Source organism: Pseudonocardia sp. Cha107L01 (genome assembly GCF_052566575.1).
This window is the reverse complement of sequence record NZ_CP199579.1, coordinates 981855-998994: the sequence shown is the minus strand read 5'-3', so window position 1 is coordinate 998994 and position 17140 is coordinate 981855. Positions and strand designations below refer to the sequence as shown.

16 protein-coding genes are annotated in these 17140 nt (G+C 71.0%); 12 read left to right on the top strand and 4 right to left on the bottom strand.

Going from position 1 to position 17140, the window contains the following annotated elements; translation table 11 throughout:
• The first annotated feature begins 165 nt into the window (after positions 1-165).
• Both ACTXG6_RS04715 and ACTXG6_RS04710 read left to right on the top strand, forming a co-directional pair.
• On the top strand, positions 166-756 hold the full coding sequence (locus ACTXG6_RS04715; RefSeq protein ID WP_445186535.1) for a hypothetical protein: 591 nt from the start codon (positions 166-168) through the stop codon (positions 754-756).
• Positions 757-786: 30 nt separating this feature from the next.
• Positions 787-1488, top strand: a complete 702-nt coding sequence (locus ACTXG6_RS04710; RefSeq protein WP_445186534.1) for a substrate-binding domain-containing protein — start codon at positions 787-789, stop codon at positions 1486-1488.
• A 110-nt stretch (positions 1489-1598) separates the two neighbouring features.
• On the opposite strand, the gene ACTXG6_RS04705 is transcribed toward ACTXG6_RS04710, so the two are convergent.
• Complete coding sequence (locus tag ACTXG6_RS04705; protein ID WP_445186533.1) at positions 1599-3005, bottom strand: cytochrome P450; 1407 nt, start codon at positions 3003-3005, stop codon at positions 1599-1601.
• Between the two features lie 112 nt (positions 3006-3117).
• On the opposite strand from ACTXG6_RS04705, the gene ACTXG6_RS04700 reads away from it, so the two are divergent.
• The 3 genes from ACTXG6_RS04700 to ACTXG6_RS04690 all read left to right on the top strand — a co-directional run bounded on the left by ACTXG6_RS04700 (position 3118) and on the right by ACTXG6_RS04690 (position 5512).
• Positions 3118-3792 (top strand): TetR/AcrR family transcriptional regulator, encoded by a 675-nt coding sequence (locus ACTXG6_RS04700; protein WP_445186532.1) that lies wholly within the window; start codon positions 3118-3120, stop codon positions 3790-3792.
• 64 nt (positions 3793-3856) lie between these two features.
• Complete coding sequence (locus tag ACTXG6_RS04695; protein WP_445186531.1) at positions 3857-4414, top strand: methylated-DNA--[protein]-cysteine S-methyltransferase; 558 nt, start codon at positions 3857-3859, stop codon at positions 4412-4414.
• A gap of 153 nt (positions 4415-4567) precedes the next feature.
• On the top strand, positions 4568-5512 hold the full coding sequence (locus tag ACTXG6_RS04690) for an acyl-CoA desaturase (protein ID WP_445186530.1): 945 nt from the start codon (positions 4568-4570) through the stop codon (positions 5510-5512).
• 50 nt (positions 5513-5562) lie between these two features.
• On the opposite strand, the gene ACTXG6_RS04685 is transcribed toward ACTXG6_RS04690, so the two are convergent.
• On the bottom strand, positions 5563-6897 hold the full coding sequence (locus ACTXG6_RS04685; RefSeq protein ID WP_445186529.1) for an MFS transporter: 1335 nt from the start codon (positions 6895-6897) through the stop codon (positions 5563-5565).
• Positions 6898-7029: 132 nt separating this feature from the next.
• The gene (locus tag ACTXG6_RS04680) at positions 7030-7713 is read right to left on the bottom strand and encodes a winged helix-turn-helix domain-containing protein (RefSeq protein WP_445186528.1); all 684 of its coding nucleotides are present in this window, start codon (positions 7711-7713) and stop codon (positions 7030-7032) included.
• Positions 7714-8083: 370 nt separating this feature from the next.
• Between ACTXG6_RS04680 and ACTXG6_RS04675 the strand changes: the two genes are divergently transcribed.
• A complete protein-coding gene (locus ACTXG6_RS04675; RefSeq protein WP_445186527.1) occupies positions 8084-9046 on the top strand; it encodes a DUF4142 domain-containing protein in 963 nt (320 codons plus the stop codon).
• Positions 9047-9173: 127 nt separating this feature from the next.
• Positions 9174-10850 (top strand): DUF1996 domain-containing protein, encoded by a 1677-nt coding sequence (locus ACTXG6_RS04670; RefSeq protein ID WP_445186526.1) that lies wholly within the window; start codon positions 9174-9176, stop codon positions 10848-10850.
• A gap of 81 nt (positions 10851-10931) precedes the next feature.
• Here the strand turns inward: ACTXG6_RS04670 and ACTXG6_RS04665 are convergent, their stop codons facing one another.
• Entirely contained in the window at positions 10932-12266 is a 1335-nt protein-coding gene (locus ACTXG6_RS04665) for a hypothetical protein (RefSeq protein WP_445186525.1), read from the bottom strand.
• A 254-nt stretch (positions 12267-12520) separates the two neighbouring features.
• Here ACTXG6_RS04665 and ACTXG6_RS04660 point away from each other — a divergent pair, with 254 nt between their 5' ends.
• The 5 genes from ACTXG6_RS04660 (at position 12521) to ACTXG6_RS04640 (ending at position 17126) form a co-directional block, all read left to right on the top strand.
• A complete protein-coding gene (locus ACTXG6_RS04660; protein WP_445186524.1) occupies positions 12521-12967 on the top strand; it encodes a hypothetical protein in 447 nt (148 codons plus the stop codon).
• A 9-nt stretch (positions 12968-12976) separates the two neighbouring features.
• Entirely contained in the window at positions 12977-13840 is an 864-nt protein-coding gene (locus ACTXG6_RS04655) for an Fpg/Nei family DNA glycosylase (protein WP_445186523.1), read from the top strand.
• 3 nt (positions 13841-13843) lie between these two features.
• Positions 13844-15049, top strand: a complete 1206-nt coding sequence (locus ACTXG6_RS04650) for a sensor histidine kinase (RefSeq protein WP_445186522.1) — start codon at positions 13844-13846, stop codon at positions 15047-15049.
• Between the two features lie 58 nt (positions 15050-15107).
• Positions 15108-16082, top strand: coding sequence for a S49 family peptidase (locus ACTXG6_RS04645; RefSeq protein ID WP_445186521.1), 975 nt, complete (start codon positions 15108-15110; stop codon positions 16080-16082).
• Between the two features lie 165 nt (positions 16083-16247).
• The gene (locus ACTXG6_RS04640) at positions 16248-17126 is read left to right on the top strand and encodes a LytR/AlgR family response regulator transcription factor (RefSeq protein WP_445186520.1); all 879 of its coding nucleotides are present in this window, start codon (positions 16248-16250) and stop codon (positions 17124-17126) included.
• Positions 17127-17140 lie beyond the last annotated feature (14 nt).

Here is a 17140-nt window from a genome sequence, read left to right as displayed (position 1 = left end):
CCTGGCGTGCACCCGCGCTGTGCACTTCGTGCACCGCTCCAACCGGTCCCTGAGCCCCGGCTGGAACCCGCCCACCATCGGGGCGGTTGCGGTCGGTCGAGCCGCTGCCGGCGCAAGACTCTCCCCGACTCGCCGACCGCCCGGCGAGTCGGAGAGGGAGACGAGATGCGCACATCGGCGCGGATGGTGCCCGTCGCCGCGCTCGGCGCGCTGGTGCTCGGCCTGACGGCCTGTGGCGCCCCGGCCCCCACGGCGGGCACGCCGCCGTCCGGCTCGGCCGAGCCGACCTCGACCGACGCCGGGGCGTCCGCCTCGGCGGCCCCGAAGGCGGGTGCGGCCAGCCCGCTCAAGGGCGCCGACTGGGCCACCGTGACCGGCTACCGGTGCCCGGCCGAGGACCAGAAGGTGCTCGTCGACCAGGTGGTGTACGGCGACATCACCGGCGACGGCGTCTCCGATGCGGTCGTCTCGCTGACCTGCTCCACGACGACGTCCAGCAATCCGCTGCGGATCGAGGCGTTCGACGGCAGCTCCAGCCCGACGCACCCCCGCTCGCTCGGGGTGCTGATCTCGGACTCGGACCCGATCTACCTGGAGAAGGCCGACGTCACGATCGCGCACCCGACGGTCACCGTGAGCGGGGACGCCCTCGGCCCGGATGCGCCGCTGGCCGCCGGCCCCCATGTCCGCCTCACCCAGTCCTTCACCTACCGGGACCACACGCTGCGCCCCGGCACCCGGCACACCTCCGGCTGAGGAGTCACTCGCTCAGCCGTACACCGCGTCGTGGAAGGTGATCTCGGCGTCGAGCATCCCGCCGAACCAGCCGGCGAGGGTGCTGTCCGCGATCGCCGCCGGGATCTGGTCGACCTGCTCGGCGAGCGCGGTGACCCCGGCCCGGAACGGCTCGGCGGCGTGCAGCGCCACCCAGTCGCCGACCGGGCCGGCCGGCGCCAGACCGGCCTGGTGCGCGCTGGTGCACCAGGCCAGGTACAGCGTCTCGGCGGCGAACAGCATGGTCATGACCGCCGGGTAGCCGCCGGCGCGGGCGGCGTCCAGCGCGAAGTCGGACAGCCGCCCCGCCCGCCGCACCGCGGCCGGACCGAGCGCGGCGGCCACCGGCCAGGCCGAGCGGGCGCGGTGGCGACGCTGGTTGCCGGCGGCCCGCTGCCCCACGCGGTCGTCTGCGCCGACGACCTGATCGCGCTCGGCGTCACCCGGGCCTGCCGGGCGCACGGTGTCGCGGTCCCCGGCCGAGTTCAGGTCACCGGGTTCGACAACATCGACTTCGCGCGGCTCGGCGAGCCCGCGCTGACCACGGTGGACCAACCGAGGGACCGGATCGCGGCGGAGGCCGTCCGGCTGCTCGCCGCCGCGAGCGACGCCGGTCCCGCCGACGTGACCCCGGCCCGGGGGGCCGCGCACATCGCGCTCGAGCCGAGGTTGGTCGTCCGGGACAGCACCCGGTCCGGTGCCGTCGAACGGTGAGCACTGGTCGACGCCGCGATCCCCGACGTCTGACCTGGGGCTGAACCGGTCCTGGCCCACTCGACCGAGGTGCCCCCCGCCGGTGCGGGAGCCGGGAGCCGCTTGCTGGGTTAGAGCCGCTCGAGCCGTACCGGGAGTCCGTCGATGGGCATCGGGCCGGTGCCGTAGCCGATCGGCGGCTCGTACCCGGCCGGCACGCTCCACCGGAAGCGCAGCAGCAGCTGGTACATGATCGCCTTGACCTCCATGCCGCCGAAGTGCAGGCCGATGCACTTGTGCGCGCCGCCGCCGAACGGCGCCCACGCGTAGCGGTGCACCTTGTCCTCGCGGCGGTCCTCGGCGAACCGGCCGGGGTCGAACTCGTCCGGGTTCGGCCACACCTCGGCCAGCCGCTGGGTGGCGTAGGTGCTGGTCATCACGATGGTGCCGGCCGGAATGTAGTGGCCGAGCACCTCGGTGTCCTTGACGGTCTCCCGGAACAGCCCGCCGACCGGGGCGTTGATCCGCATCGTCTCCTTCATCACCAGGTCGAGCGTGCTCAGCCGGTCCAGGTCGGTGAACTCGATCGCGTCCTTGCCCAGTTCCTGTGCCTCGGCGCGGGCCTTGTCCTGCCACTCCGGGTGTTTGCCCAGGTAGTAGCCCATCATGGCAAGGGTGATGGTGCTGGTGTCGTGCGCCGCCATCATCACGAAGATCATGTGGTTGACGATGTCGTCGTCGGTGAACCGCTCGCCGTCCTCGCTGCGCGCCCGGCAGAGAACGCTGAACAGGTCGTCGCCACCTCCGGTCTGATGGGCCGGCAGCCGGTCGCGGAAGTAGTCCTCCAGCACCCGCCGCCCGCGCAGGCCGCGGGCCCAGACCCCGCCCGGCACGTTGGCGCGGAGGTAGGCCTGGCCGCCGTGCACCGCGTCCACGAACGCCTTGGTGATCCGGTCGGCGTCCCTGCCCACCTTCTCGCCGACGAACACCTCGTTGGCGATGTCCAGGGTGAGCTGCTTGGCGGCGTTGTACAGCGCGAACCGGCGACCCGGGCGCCAACCGGCCAGCCCGTCCGCGATCCGCGGGTTCATCGCGTCGAGGTAGCCGATCAGCCGGGGGCGGGCGAAGGCCTCCTGCATGATCCGGCGGTGCAGCAGGTGCTCGTCGAAGTCCATCAGCATGATGCCCCGGTGGAAGAAGGGGCCGATGAAGTACTCGTAGGCACCTTCGTTGGCGAACGCCTTGTCCCGGTTGGCGGCCACGATCTCGGTGGCCTCCGGGCCGATCAGCGAGACCACCTTGGTGCCCAGCACGCCACCCCAGCTGACCGGGCCGAACCTCTGGTAGCGCCGGCGGCCGAACTCCAGGGTGTCGTAGAGCACGGGCATCGCGTGGCCGATGAACGGTGGGCCGGCGTCACCCATGACCGGCTTGAGTCGGGGATCGGGCGGCGTGGCCAGCGGGCGGACCAAGGTCGGCACCCGCTCGGAGAGGGCAACGGCGACGGACTGCACCTGCCTGATGAGTGCACCAGTCATGATCCACTGACCTTTCGCCGCGCCGCAAAAGCCTGTCCCCGAACGATAGAGGAATCACTCGTTTCCGTAAACGGTTGATTCCTAATTCGCGTCACTGTGTCAGACTGACGGCATGGCTCGGACCGCGACCGGCACCTACGGCGGTGTGTCGGCCGAGCAGCGCCGCGCCGAGCGCCGCCGCCGGCTGCTGGACGCCGCACTGGACAGCGTCGGCACCCAGGGCTGGTCGGCGACCACCCTGCGAGGCATCTGCGAGCGGGCCAAGGTCGGTCCCCGGTTCTTCTACGAGAGCTTCGCCGACCTGGACGAGCTGGCCGCGGCGCTGCACGACGAGCTGTTCGACACCGCGATGCGGCACACGCTCGAGGCCATCGCGGCGGCGCCGGACGAGCTGACCGCGCGGACCACCGCCGCGTTCAGCACGATGATCGCCGAGATCCTCGACGACCCGCGCAGGGCCCGGGTGCTGTTCGCCGAGGCGTACGGCAGCGCCGCCCTGATGCAACGCCGGTTCGCCGCGATGCGCACCATCGCGCGGGTGGTGGTGGAGCAGAGCCACGACCTGCTCGAGCTGCCGCCCGACGGGGAGCGCACCCTGCGGGCGATATCGCTGCTGCTTACCGGCGGGGTCACCGAGTTCGTGCTGGCCTGGCTGGACGGCGGCCTGGACATCAGTCGCGACGAGCTGGTCGACATCAGCGTCGAGTACGCCCTGACCATGGGAAACGCACTGCCCGCGATGGCCAGGCGGCTGGCCGGTTCGGCCACAGCTGCCCCGCCGGGCTGACCGCACGCGCGGCGGCTGACCGCTCGCGGCCGGAGTTGTCGGGGGCGGTCGCCATAATGGCGGCGTGTGGTTCGCATCGACCGAGGTGCCCGCACCCGCACCGATCGGCGCGCTCACTCTCGGCGTCACCGAGGCGGGCGTCGCGCTGGTGTGCTTCGGCCCGGCGCGCAGCTCGGGCCGGCAGCTGGCGATCGCGGCCGAGCGGCTGGGCACCGAGCCGGCGGTCGACGCCGTCCGCACCGACGCGGCCGTCACCGAGCTCGCCGAGTACCTGTCCGGCCGCCGCCACACGTTCGACCACCCGATCGACTGGCGGCTCACCACGGGCGACCAGCGCACCGTGTTGACCGCGCTGTACGAGTCCGTCGGCTACGGCAGGACCATCACGTACGGCGAGCTCGCGGTGCGCAGTGGCGCCTACCGCACCGAGCGCGGCGCCGGGCAGGCCGCCCGGCGGGTCGGCGCGATCATGGGGTCGAACCCTGTCCCGGTGCTCGTGCCGTGCCACCGGGTGCTGGCCGTCGACGGGTTGGGCGGTTTCGGCGGTGGGCTCGAGGCCAAACGGTGGCTGCTCGGCCTGGAGGGCGCGTTGCCGCCGATGCTCGACCTGTGGCCCAACTGAGCAGCTGGCCTGTCGTTTCCAGGTGCGGTGTGGCGCGACCGACGAAGTGAGCGGGGACGCATTCGCATTGTCGGGCTGAGAGCCGCCTCCTACACTCTTAGGTGAGAGTTAGGTAGCCCTAATTTATCGCCCCTTCAGCCCCAGAGGAATCCGATGACAGCAGCCCCAACCGCCGCCCAGACCACAGCGAGACCGGAGCTCGAACCCGAACCGAAGAGCAAGCTCGAACAGGTGCTCCTGGTGGTGTTCGTGGTGCTGCCGTTCCTTGCCGTGCTGGCTGCGGTTCCCCTCGCCTGGGGCGCCGGCTGGCTCGGCTGGAGCGACGTTGTGATCTTCGCCGTGTTCTACGTGGTGAGTGGGCTGGGCGTCACCGTCGGTTTCCACCGCTACTTCACGCACGGCTCGTTCAAGGCGAAGCGGCCGCTGCGCATCGCGCTCGCGCTGGCCGGCAGCATCTCCCTCGAGATGAGCGTCACCGACTGGGTGGCCACCCACCGCCGCCACCACAAGTACTCCGACCTCGAGGGCGACCCGCACTCGCCGTGGCGGTTCGGCAACGACTGGAAGGCGCTGACCAAGGGCCTGTTCTTCGCCCACGTCGGCTGGCTGTTCAGCGACGAGCGCACCAACCGCGCGAAGTACGCCCCGGACCTGGTGGCGGACAAGGACATCGAGCGCATCCACCGCTTCTTCCCGCTGCTGGTCGTCGGTTCGATGCTGCTGCCCGCGCTGATCGGCGGACTGGTCACCTGGTCCTGGTTCGGCGCGCTGACCGCGTTCTTCTGGGGCAGCCTGGTCCGGATCTCGCTACTGCACCACGTCACCTGGTCGATCAACTCGGTCTGCCACGTGTTCGGCGACGAAACCTTCACCACCCGCGACCGCTCGCGCAACGTGTGGTGGTTGGCCATCCCGTCGTTCGGCGAGTCCTGGCACAACCTGCACCACGCCGACCCGACCAGCGCACGGCACGGCGTGCTCAAGGGGCAGCTCGACTCCTCCGCACGGGTGATCCGCTGGTTCGAGCAGCTCGGCTGGGCGTCCAACGTCCGCTGGCCGAACCAGGAGCGCATCGCCGCCAAGCGCATCACCCCCTGACCCAACGCCCCGCGAGTCGGGGCTCTCGTCAGGGTGAGTCGCGGATTTCGTCAGCTCCCGGGCGGTTCTTCGGAACCGCCCGGGACTCGCGAACGCACCAGGGAACGCAGCGCCACCGCCGTCGCCACCGTCGCGATCAGCCCGCCGCCGCCGGCGATCAGGAACGTCGCACGGGCCGACGTGGCGTCCAGCAGGAGTGCGCCACCCGCGTAGGACAACCCGGCCGCCACCCCGATCGCCCCGTTGAACGCGCCGAACACCCGACCCTGCATTGCCGCCGGCACCGCCCGCTGCAGCAACGTGGTACCGCCGACGTCCATCCCCGCGATGCCCAGCCCGCGTACCGCCTGCAGCCCGAACGCCACCGCGACCGCCCAGCTCAACCCGGTGAGCAGATTGCCGGCGCTGCTCACCGCCCAGCCGCCGAGCATCAGCACCGCCAGTCGCCCGGTCGCCGCTCGGGTCATCGCCGCCCCGCCGTCGGCCCCCGCGCCTCCCGCTGTCCCGCTGGCCGCCCCGCCGCTCAGCGGGGATAGCGCCGGCCGCCCGAGCAGCCAGTAGCCGGCCAACAGACCGATGCCCACCGCGCTGAGCAGCACCGCGATCGCCGAGTCGCCGCCGCCCAGGACGTCCCGGTTCAGGAACACCAGCGCCACGTCGTCGATGCCGTTGCAGGCGACCACCGCGAAGGTGCCGAGCACCACCGCCCTGGCCACCCTGGCGCGCAACAGGTAGGCCAGCCCGTCCCTGGTGGCCCGCCCCAACCCCGCCGGAGCCTCGAGTGCGCCGCCTGCCCCGTCCCCGACCGCCGCGCCGGCCCGCCGCAGCGCCGGAAGGCGGGCCAGCAGCAGCGCGGACACCGCGAATGTGCCGGCGTCCAGCAACAGGACACCGCGCACCCCGAGCAGCGGCAGCAGCACGGCGGCGAGCAGCGGGCCGAGCGCCTCGGCGCCGTTGGTACCGAGCCCGAGCGCGGCGTTCGCACCGGGCAGCGCGGCCGGCTCCACCAGTCTGCCGACCGCCGTCCGGGACGCCGGGGCGAACACCTGCGCGGCCAGTGCGCGAGCCGCGACCAGCACGAGCAGCACCGGCAGCGACGGTAGCCAGAGCGCCAGCAGCACGGTCAGGCCGACCTGGGCCAGCTCACAGCCGATCATGATCCGGCGCAGGTCGTACCGGTCGGCCAGTGCGCCGGCCAGCGGGCCCAGCAGCGCCGGCAGCACATCGCCGACCAGCAGCAACGCGGCCACCGCCAGTGCCTGACCGGTCTGGTCCGCGACGTAGAGGAGCAACGCGACCAGGCTCAGCGTGTCACCGAGGAAGGACACCGTCCGGGCGGTGCAGAGTGCACCGAAGTCGCGGTTGGTCCTGATCAAGGTGAACACGCCACACAGCATGGTCGACGGGCCGCCGCGCCGCCGCCGAGTTTCGCCCCGGCGCGGGTGAGTGTGCTGGGAGCACCGACACAGTGTGCTGAGAGCCCCGACTCGCGGAAGGACGGACGGTGGTGGGCCGGGTTACTCCTCCAGGAGGTAGCCGACGCCACGGACGGTGCGGATGCGCTCGGAGCCGAGTTTGCGGCGCAGGTAGCCGATATAGACCTCGACGACGTTGGAGGACGGCGGGTCGCGCCACAGCATGGTGGTCAGCTGCTCGCGGGACAGTGCCTGGTCCGGGTGGCTGATCAGGATGGTGAGCAGCGCGAACTCCGTCGGGGTCAGGGTGACCAGCCGGCCGTCCACGCTGACCAGGCCGAGCGCGGTGTCCACGGTGACGTCGCCGCGCCGCGCCACCGAACGCTCCTGCGGTTGCTGGTCGCGGACCCGCAGGCGCAGCCGGGTGACCAGCTCGTCCGCGCCGAACGGCGTGAGCAGGTAGTCGTCCTTGGCGCCGCGCAGCCCGGCCACCACCTGGTCGCGCTGTTCGCGGGGAGTCAGCACGACGACCGGGGTGTCGGCGGCGAGGCGGGCCAGCCCGGCGAGCACCGAGGAGGTGTCCAGGCCGGGCAGTCCGACCTCGAGCACCACGGCGGAGAAGGAGGCGGTCTGTACGGCGTCCAGCACCCGGGTGCCGTCGTGGATCACCGTGGCGTCGAACGAGTGGGACCGCAGGCCCCGCAGCAGGGCGCCCGTCGACCGGTCGGACGGCACCGCCAGGAGAACGCGATACCGCCGGAACGTGGTCGTCCGAGGCTGCTGCACTCGGCCCAGCGTCGCGCGCTATGCGTGTCATGACAATCGACGAACGGTGGGACAACCCGTGCGGCGGAGCGATTTTCAGGGTTTTCTGAGCTTGCTGTCTGACAGTTGGCGCAGCGTGCCGTGGCTATCGGCGCAGTGGCTCGCCCTTGGGCGCGGGCCGCCGACCACCGAGTTGTGGGTCTCTCAGCTTCCGCAACCTGGCGTGGCGTCGGTTCTTAACTGTCCCCGCAAGCGCCAGTCCGGGTCAGACGCTCCCCCGTGGGATCGGACCGGCGCCCAAGTCTCGCTCGCTCCCCCGCGACACAGTACGACCGGCGACCCGTCGGCCACCCCGGCCCGTTCGGCAGCGCCGGAGAAAGGTTGCGTTCCCGTGCTCCCCGACACGACTCCAACGCTGCGCGTGACCATGGTCTTCGCGGCCCTCACCGGGCTTGCGGTGGCCGTGTTGGCCTGGCTGTTCATCCCGTCACCCCGGATCCCTCCCGCCGGGTCCGGCGGCTGGACGCAGACCGCTTCCGGCCCGGTCGGCCCCACCGACCGGACGCTGCTGGTTGCACTGCGGCAGGACGGGTTGTGGGAGGTTCCGGCCGGCCAGCAGGCCCAACAGATGGCCGTCAGCCCGGCGGTCCGTCAGCTCGGCGGCACCGTGGCCACCGATCTGGGCTGGCTGTCGGGCCAACTGCGCGCGGTCTCCGGCCGGTTGGGCGTGGTGCTGCCCAGCCAGCCGACCCCGGATCAGCAGAGCTGGCTGGTCGAGATCGCCGGCAAGTCCGGTCCGGCCTATGACCAGACCATGGTCAGACGGCTGCGACTGGCCTGCGCGGACACCCTGAAGGTGATCAACAAGGCCGGAGCTGACACCAAGAACGAACAGATCCGCCAGCTCACCGTCCAGGCTGGGCAGCTGGTCGGCAGGCACATCGAGTACATCGACGAAATTGGGCGGGCCGCCGGCACCGCGGCTCCCGGGGCGGCCGGCACGTCGTCCCCACAGTCGGGCGTGACCACCATCGGCGCGGCTCAGCCGGCCGGCGGGGCTCCGCTCTCAGCGCGCAGTGGTTCAGCGGCGGCACAGGTCCGGTTGCCCGGGCCTGACCCGACGATGGTCACGCTGTCCGTCCTGGTGGTCCTGGCCGCCGCGATCGCCGTGATCGGAGTGGTCCGCGTGGTGCGGGCCTACGTGGACGCTCCCTCCGGTCGGCGGTGGGCGCCCCTGACCACCTCGGATCCGCACCGACGGCCGGTGGCGCTCCGACCGGTGCGGTTGCGCCGGCCGGTCGCGCCGCTACCGCCGGTGGAGCTCGGCCCCCGCGGCGCCCGACGACCTTGGTAACCGACGACCTTGCTGGCTGACGGTGCCCGGCGCCCCGATGCCGGTCACCTCACCGTTCCCCGATGACGAGAAGAGAACGCTCATGGTTCGACCCACGACACGACATCGACTACCTCGACCGACGCGGATGCTGGCGTTGGTGGTGACCCTGCTGGTGGGCTGCGGAATCGTGGTGGCCGCCGGCACCGCGGCAGCCGCCGGCGGCGACAGTCGTACCGACCTCACCGCGGCCGACCAGGCCAACGGCGACGAGCGCGATGGCAACGGCCGCAACGGGCGAGTTCGGGGCAAGACCCCGGACGGCACCGACAACAACCAGGCCGACAACAACCAGGCCGACAACAACCAGGCCGACAACAACCAGGCCGACAACAACCAGAACGGCAACGGCCAGAACGGCAACGGCCAGGCCGACGACAGAGATCGCGGCAACGGCAACAACCAGCAGGACAACAACGGCGGGAACAACCGGAACAACGTCGACCGCAATAACCGCAACGACAACCGGAACAACAACAACCAGAACAACAACAACGCTAACAACAACGAGAACAACAACAACAACCAGAACAACAACCAGAACAACAACCAGAACAACAACCAGAACAACAACGAGGAGTTCCCCGGACGGGACAAAGCGCAGCCCGCGTCGGACGACGACTTCATCGACATCAACGACGTCCCCCCGGACAACGGCCGGCTCCGCGGCAACCAGCGCAGCAACCAGCGCGACAACAACGTCGGTAACCAGCGCGGCAACAACGTCGGCAACCAGCGTGACAACAACGTCGGCAACCAGCGTGACAACAACGTCGGCAACCAGCGCGGCAACCAGATCGACAACCAGTTCGGCAACCAGATCGACAACCAGTTCGGCAATCAGCGCGACAACAACCAGCGCGGCAACCAGATCGATAACCGAAGCGGCAACAACTTCGGCAACCAGGGCGACAACCGAGGCAACAACCGAGGCGACAACCAGGGCGGCAACCGAGGTGGCGGGAACGGGGGCAGCTCCACCGGCAGCTTCGTGGCGCGCTGCGGCCTGCCCAACGGCCACCGGAACTCGGACAACTTCATGGTCACGCCGGGCAAGCGCAACGGGGCCCAGCACATCCACAACTACGTCGGCAACCTGTCCACCGACGCGAACTCCACCGACAACAGCCTGCACACGGCCGGCACCAGCTGCGACCGGGACAACAAGTCCACGTTCTTCTGGCCCGTCGTGCGCGATACCACCCAACAGGGCGACGACGCCGATTCCGACGGCGGCGGCCGCGACGGGAACCTCGGCAAGATCCTCCAGGAGAAGACGGTCGACCTGCGCTTCCTGGGCAACTCGGAGGAGAAGGTCATCGCGATGCCGGACGACCTGACGATCATCATGGGTGACGCCAAGGCGAAGACGAACGGCTCGAAGAACGCCAAGGCGCAGTGGACCTGCACCGGGTTCGAGAACCGGGTCACCGACAAGTACCCGCTGTGCCCGGCTGGCAGCGACCTCGTCCGGATCCTGGAGTTCCCCAGCTGCTGGGACGGCAAGAACCTCGACTCCGCCGACCACCGCTCGCACGTGGCGTTCCCGGGCGACGACGGCCGCTGCGGCAACGGGTTCCAGGCCATCCCCCGACTGCGCGAGACCCTCACCTACAACCGGCCGAACGGGCGCAACTTCGCCCTGGACACCTTCCCGGACCAGCAGCACGACCCGTCGACGGACCACGCCGACTTCATGAACATCGTGTCGGACGACGTCGGGAAGCTGGCCGCGGACTGCATCAACTCCGGCCGGAACTGCTGACCTGAGCGGAGCACCACGCTCCGCCGCGAGAACACGGCCCACCGAGCTCACTCGGTGGGCCGTGTTCGCGAGCCCGGTCGGTCAGCCGCGTGCGGGGCGGTTCCCGCCGCCGAGCCCGACCTCGGTGCGGTTGCGGGTGTCCTCGGTACCGGTGAAGCCTTCGGCCGGGGCGAAACTGTCCTGGCCGAACTTCGGCCTGGTGTCGTCGGCGGTGCCGCCGGTCCCGTCCGGCCCGTAGCCGAACGCGCCCACCAGGTCGCCCGGCGCCATCAGGTCGTGCCGGCCGGAGTTCGGGTCGGTGTGCCAACTGCCCAGGAAGTGGCCCGACTCGTGCGAGGCGATGTTGCCGACCGCGTGCGCGATGAAGTCGAGCCGGTCGCCGCCGTTGGCCAGGTAGTGGTTCAGCGAGATGGCCTCGCTGGCCGGCCGGCTCAGGCTGTCCAGCAGCACCAGCGCGGTCTCGTTGCGGTCGAAGTTGCCCGGGTCCACCGACTCGGAGATGCCGACGGTGTCGATGCCGGCCTCCGCCGCGGTGCCGCCGATGACCACCCGGCTGACGTCCGGGCGCCCCCAGATGTTCGGCGACCTGGCGGAGTTGGTGACCTCGATGGGAGTGCCGCCGCCGACCCCGCGCAGGTTCGCCGCCACCCTGTCAGTGATCTTCTGGATCAGCGCCGGCTCGTCGGTGGCGGGCAGCCCCCACGCCGCCAGGAACGACGAGAGCGGGCTCAGCTTCCTCGGCTGGGCGGCGCCGGTGTCCTGGCCGAAGATCCTGGTGTCCACCGAGGGGCCGTTGAAGTCCAGGAAGATCTGCTGTGGGCCGGCCGTCGGCGGCGCCAGGATCGACACGGTGGCCTGGTACGCGCCGGTGCCCTTGCTCACCGTGAGCACATGCGTGCCGGTGACGGCGGCCACGTGGTCGACCGTCGCGTTGCCGCCGCCGGGCAGCGGTGAGGACTGCGGGTAGCTGGACGCGCGGTCCGCGCTGGAGCCCTCGACCAGGGTGCCGTTCGGGTCGCGGATGTCCAGCTGCCGGGCCCCGCCGGCGACGCTGACCCCGAGCACCTCGCCGGCGCGCATCGGTATCCGGTAGCTCTCGGTGCTGTCCGCGCCGGTCAGCTCGCCGTTGATCTGCGCCCGGGGGTTCTCGCCGGTGCCGGTGCCGAGGCCGGGGATCTCCTTCGACCGGCCGGGAGCGTCGTCCTCGGCGGCCGTGAGCTCGGAGTCACTGACGGTGAGCGGTGGCCGGCCGGTGGAGCGCAGGGCCACCCGGTGTGCCCGGTGCGGCAGGACGCAGTGCCAGGTGGCGGCCGCGGTCGCGGTGGCCAGCGCCACCGGGTCGATGTAACCGGCGGGCAGCGTCGGCGTGTCGAGCTGGGTGATCAGCAACGCCGCCGCGGCGACGGGCAGCAGCACCCACGATCGTTGCATTCGCGCCGGCCCCCGTCGTCAGCTCTGGCAGAGACGGTAACCGTGAGCGATCTTGGTGGCCTAACAAGCTCACGCTTTCGGGTATCAACCACTCAAATGCCACCACAGAGCGTCGCGACTGTGCCGGAGCCGATCCGCGGCGGCACCCGGCGCGTGAGTCGATGGCAACGGCCCCGGGATGTGGGACAGTGGAAGGAGCAGGCGACAGGCCCGGCGGCACGGGAGCGGACGACAGTTACATGGTCACCAAGTCGAAGACGGTCACCGGGTCGGATGGCCGGACCTGGACGGTGCGCCGGCGCATGGAGTGGTCCATGCCGGCCACCGGCGAGGAGTTCGAGCACGACGTGGACGGCGGTCGGGCCGCCGCCGTGCTGATCCTGTCCACCCTCGGCATGTTCTACGTGGCGCTGTTCAGCTGGATGCCCGCCGATGTGCACGTGCCGTGGTGGGTGGTTCTCGCCGGCCTGATCGTGGTGGGGTTCTTCCCGGTGCGCTGGACGCTGCGCCGGCCGTGGACCCTGGTGGCGCAGACCCCGGGCGGCTACGACCTGGACCCGGAGCACTGGGTCGGCATGGTGCGCGGTGTCAGCAAGGCCCGCGAGGAGACCAAGCTGATCATCCGCATGATCCGCACCAGGGCCACCCCGGCGTACGCGGACAGCCCGCTGCAGCCGGTGAGCTGAGAACCCGCCATGCCTGAGTTACCCGAGGTGGAAGCGCTGGCCCACCACCTGCGCGAGAACGCGGTGGCCCACCGGGTCGCCAGGGTCGACCCGGCCAGCATGAGCGCGCTCAAGACGTTCGACCCGCCGGCCTCCGCGCTGGTCGGCCGGACCGTGACCGGCGCCGCCCGGCACGGCAAGTTCCTCGATCTGGACTGCGACGGCCTGCACCTGGTCACCCACCTGTCCAGGGCCGGCTGGCTGCGCTGGCACGACACCGCGTCGGCGGTGCCGCCCAAGCCGACGGGCAAGGGGCCGATCGCGCTGCGGGTACACCTGGACGCCGTCGGCGGCCCCGGGTTCGACCTGACCGAGGCGGGCACCCAGAAGCGGCTGGCGGTCTACGTGGTCACCGACCCCGCCCAGGTGCTCGGCATCGCCCGGCTGGGCCCCGACGCGCTGAGCCTGAGCCGCGCCGAGCTGGCCGAGCTGCTGGCCGGCCGCACCGAGCGGATCAAGAACCTGATCGTCGACCAGGCCGTGCTGGCCGGGGTCGGCAACGCCTACTCCGACGAGATCCTGCACGTGGCGAAGCTGTCCCCGTACGCGGTGGCCGGCCGGCTGGACGAAACCAAGCTGGACGCCCTGTTCGCGGCCATGCACACCGTCCTGGCCGACGCGGTGACCCGTTCGGTCGGCCAGGACGCGGCGCGGCTCAAGGGGGAGAAGCGCTCCGGTCTGCGGGTGCACGCCCGGACCGGGCTGCCCTGCCCGGTGTGCGGCGACACCGTGCGCGAGGTGTCCTTCGCGGACCGTTCCTTCCAGTACTGCCCCACCTGTCAGACCGGTGGCAAGCCCCTCGCGGACCGCCGCCTGTCACGACTGGTGAGATGAGCCGTGCCTGACTTCCTCTCGTCGCCGAGCTCGCTGTTGGTGCTGCTGGTCACCGTGCTGATCGTCGCCACCATCGCGCTGTTCATGCTGTGGCGGGCGCGGCGGCGGGCGTTCGCCTCGCCGTTGGAGCGGGCCACCTTCTCCACCCTGCACACCGTCTCGCTGGCCGCCCCGGCGCTGCGCGAGGGGCTCTCCCGGCAGTCCGCCGCGTTCGCGCTGCCCTACCTGCGCACCCTGCTGGAGACCTGCGCGCTGACCATGACCGACGCCCAGGCGCAGTCGCTGGCCTGGGACGGGGAGGCCGACCACCACACGATGGACGTGGTGGAGCTGGCGAAGCAGGTGGTGGAGACCGGCCGTCAACAGGTGGCCTCGCACACCGCGATCGACTGCGGTCGGGACGACTGCGTGGTCAAGGGCATCGTGGTGGTGCCGCTGGAGACCGAGGGCAACATCGTCGGCACCCTCGGCGCGCTGACCGACTCGACCGCCGGGCCGGTGCTGCTGCGGGCCACCGCCGAGGTTGCGCGCTACATCTCCAGCCAGCTGGAGCTGGCCGAGCTGGACGAGTCGAGGGCCCGGTTGAACCGCGCCGAGGTGCGCGCGCTGCGCGCCCAGATCTCGCCGCACTTCGTCTACAACGCCCTGACCACGATCTCCTCGCTGATCCGCACCGACCCGAGCCGGGCCCGCGAGCTGCTCATCGAGTTCGCCGACTTCACTCGGTACTCGTTCCGCTCGGCCGGCGAGTACACCACCCTGCAGGACGAGCTGACCAACATCGAGCGCTACCTGATGATCGAGCGGGCCCGATTCGGCGACCGGCTCGACGTACGGCTGCAGATCGCCCCCGAGGTGTTGTCGGTGGTGCTGCCGTTCCTGGCGCTGCAGCCGCTGGTGGAGAACGCCGTGCGCCACGGGCTGGCCGGCAAGCCGAACGGCGGGTCGATCACCCTGATCGCGGAGAACGCCGGTGCCGAGTGCGTGATCAGCGTCGAGGACGACGGTGTCGGGATGGACCCGCGACGGCTGCGCGAGGACATGACCGACGCGCACCTGTCCGGCGCGCACGTCGGTCTCGGCAACGTGGACGACCGGATGCGCTCGGCGTTCGGCGACGACTTCGGGCTGGTGGTGGATACCGCGCCGGGAGCCGGCACCAAGATCACCTTGCGGGTGCCCAAGTTCCGCGCCGGCATCCGCGCCTGAGGCCGCCACCTGAGCGCTCCAGCGACCGGCAACCCTGGTCAACGCGTAGGTTGTCGGCATGACTGGCGCACAAAGGTTGCTCGACAGGCTCCCGAAGGAAGTGACCGATCGGCTCCCGGGCAAGCTCGGTGAGCGGGCCGAACGGTCCGTGGTGGCGGTGGTGCGACTGCATGGCGTGATCACCCCGGCGATGGGCCCGATGGCCCGCTCGGTGATCAACCTGAGCGTGCTGGAACCGGTGCTCAAGCGGGCCTTCGAGGTCGACGGGCTGGCCGCCGTGGCATTGGTGATCAACTCGCCGGGCGGGGCACCCACCCAGTCCGCGCTGATCGCGGACCGGATCCGGGGCCTCGCCGAGGAACACGGCACCGGCCCGGGCAACGCGACCTCGGCAAACGGTGCAAAGGGCCCGGGCAGGACGCCGGTGCCGGTGCTGGCCTTCTGCGAGGACGTCGCGGCGTCCGGCGGCTACTGGCTGGCCTGCGCCGCGGACGAGATCTACGCGCACGCCACCTCGATGGTCGGCTCGATCGGCGTGGTGAGCCAGAGCTTCGGCCTTTCCGGGCTGCTCGAGCGGGTCGGCGTGGAGCGGCGGCTCTACACGGCGGGCACCAACAAGGCCCGGCTCGACCCGTTCCTGCCGGAGAAGCCGGAGGACGTCGCCTGGCTGACCGACATGCAGGACCAGCTGCACGTGCTGTTCAAGGACTGGGTCAACAGCCGCCGGGGCGACAAGTTCGCCGCCGCCGGCGTGACCGACCCGGCCGGCGAGCTGTTCACCGGCGAGGTCTGGACCGGCGCGAAGGCCGCGGAGCTCGGCCTGGTGGACGGCCTGGGTACCCTGCGGGAGATCATCAGCGCCCGGTTCCCGGATGCCGAACCGGTGCTGGTGGAGGGCCGCAAGCCGTTGCTGGCCCGGTTGGGCGTCGGCGGTGTGTCGGCCCTCGCCGGGCCTTCCGGCGTCTCCGGGCTGGTCGGTGACCTACTGCAGGCCGCCGAGGTGCGCGCCGCGTGGGCCCGGTACGGACTTTGATGGCATGCTGGGCCCCCGTCGCGGGGAGTGGTGAAAATCGCAGTGGCTCTGGCACTCGGCCACGATCACCGTCACCATTGAAATGCGCGATAAGGACGCGGTGGGCGCAGCTCCGGTGCGATGATGTACGTCACGGCCGGGGGGATTGGGCAGGATGAGGAGATCGTGAATAGCACAGAAGGCTCTGGTGGGCTCGTCGTTCTTGCGGTAGACGACGAGAAGCCCGCGCTCGACGAGCTCGAGTACCTGCTCGGCCAGGACCAGCGGATCGGCACCGTGCTGACCGCCTCCAACGCCAATGACGCGCTGCGCATGCTCAGTACCCGGGAGCGTCCCCGGGACGGTCTGCCCGGGATGGCGTCGGGTCAGGTTCCGGTGCATCCGGTCACCGGCGCGCCGATCGCGCGCAGCACCGACGTGGACGTGGTGTTCCTGGACATCCGGATGCCGGGGCTGGACGGGCTCGAACTGGCCAGGGTGTTCTCCTCGATGGTGGTGCCACCCGCGGTGGTGTTTGTGACCGCGCACGACGACCGCGCGGTCGACGCCTTCGACGTCGGCGCGGTCGACTACCTGCTCAAGCCACTGCGCTCGGAGCGGCTGCGCGGCTCGCTGGACCGGATCCTGTCCAGCCGGGTGGTGGCCAGCAACGACTCGGGTGGCTCCGACGGCGCCAATGACGACGAGGTGATCCCGGTCGAGCTGGCCGGCACCACGAAGCTGGTGCCGCGCTCGGCGGTGCGCTACGTCGAGGCCCAGGGCGACTATGCCCGGCTGCACACCAACGACAACAAGAGCCACCTGGTGCGGATCCCGCTGTCGGTGCTGGAGGACCGCTGGCGCGACGCTGGCTTCGTCCGGATCCACCGCTCGTACCTGGTGTCCCTGCCGTTGGTCACCGAGCTGCGACTGTCCGGGTCTGGCTACGTGGTGCGGATCGGCACCGGCCCGGAGACCGCTGAGCTGCCGGTCAGCCGCCGGCACACCCGTGAGCTCAAGGATCGGCTGGTCCGCGCAACGAAGCAGGCCTGGAGTCAGCGGTGACCGCAGGCGGCAAC

Coding starts and splice junctions, on each gene's coding strand:
- ACTXG6_RS04715 (WP_445186535.1), top strand. CDS start 166: ATGCGCACATCGGCGCGGATGGTGCCCGTCGCCGCGCTCGGCGCGCTG.
- ACTXG6_RS04705 (WP_445186533.1), bottom strand. CDS start 3,005: ATGACTGGTGCACTCATCAGGCAGGTGCAGTCCGTCGCCGTTGCCCTC.
- ACTXG6_RS04700 (WP_445186532.1), top strand. CDS start 3,118: ATGGCTCGGACCGCGACCGGCACCTACGGCGGTGTGTCGGCCGAGCAG.
- ACTXG6_RS04690 (WP_445186530.1), top strand. CDS start 4,568: ATGACAGCAGCCCCAACCGCCGCCCAGACCACAGCGAGACCGGAGCTC.
- ACTXG6_RS04670 (WP_445186526.1), top strand. CDS start 9,174: ATGCTGGCGTTGGTGGTGACCCTGCTGGTGGGCTGCGGAATCGTGGTG.
- ACTXG6_RS04660 (WP_445186524.1), top strand. CDS start 12,521: ATGGTCACCAAGTCGAAGACGGTCACCGGGTCGGATGGCCGGACCTGG.
- ACTXG6_RS04655 (WP_445186523.1), top strand. CDS start 12,977: ATGCCTGAGTTACCCGAGGTGGAAGCGCTGGCCCACCACCTGCGCGAG.
- ACTXG6_RS04645 (WP_445186521.1), top strand. CDS start 15,108: ATGACTGGCGCACAAAGGTTGCTCGACAGGCTCCCGAAGGAAGTGACC.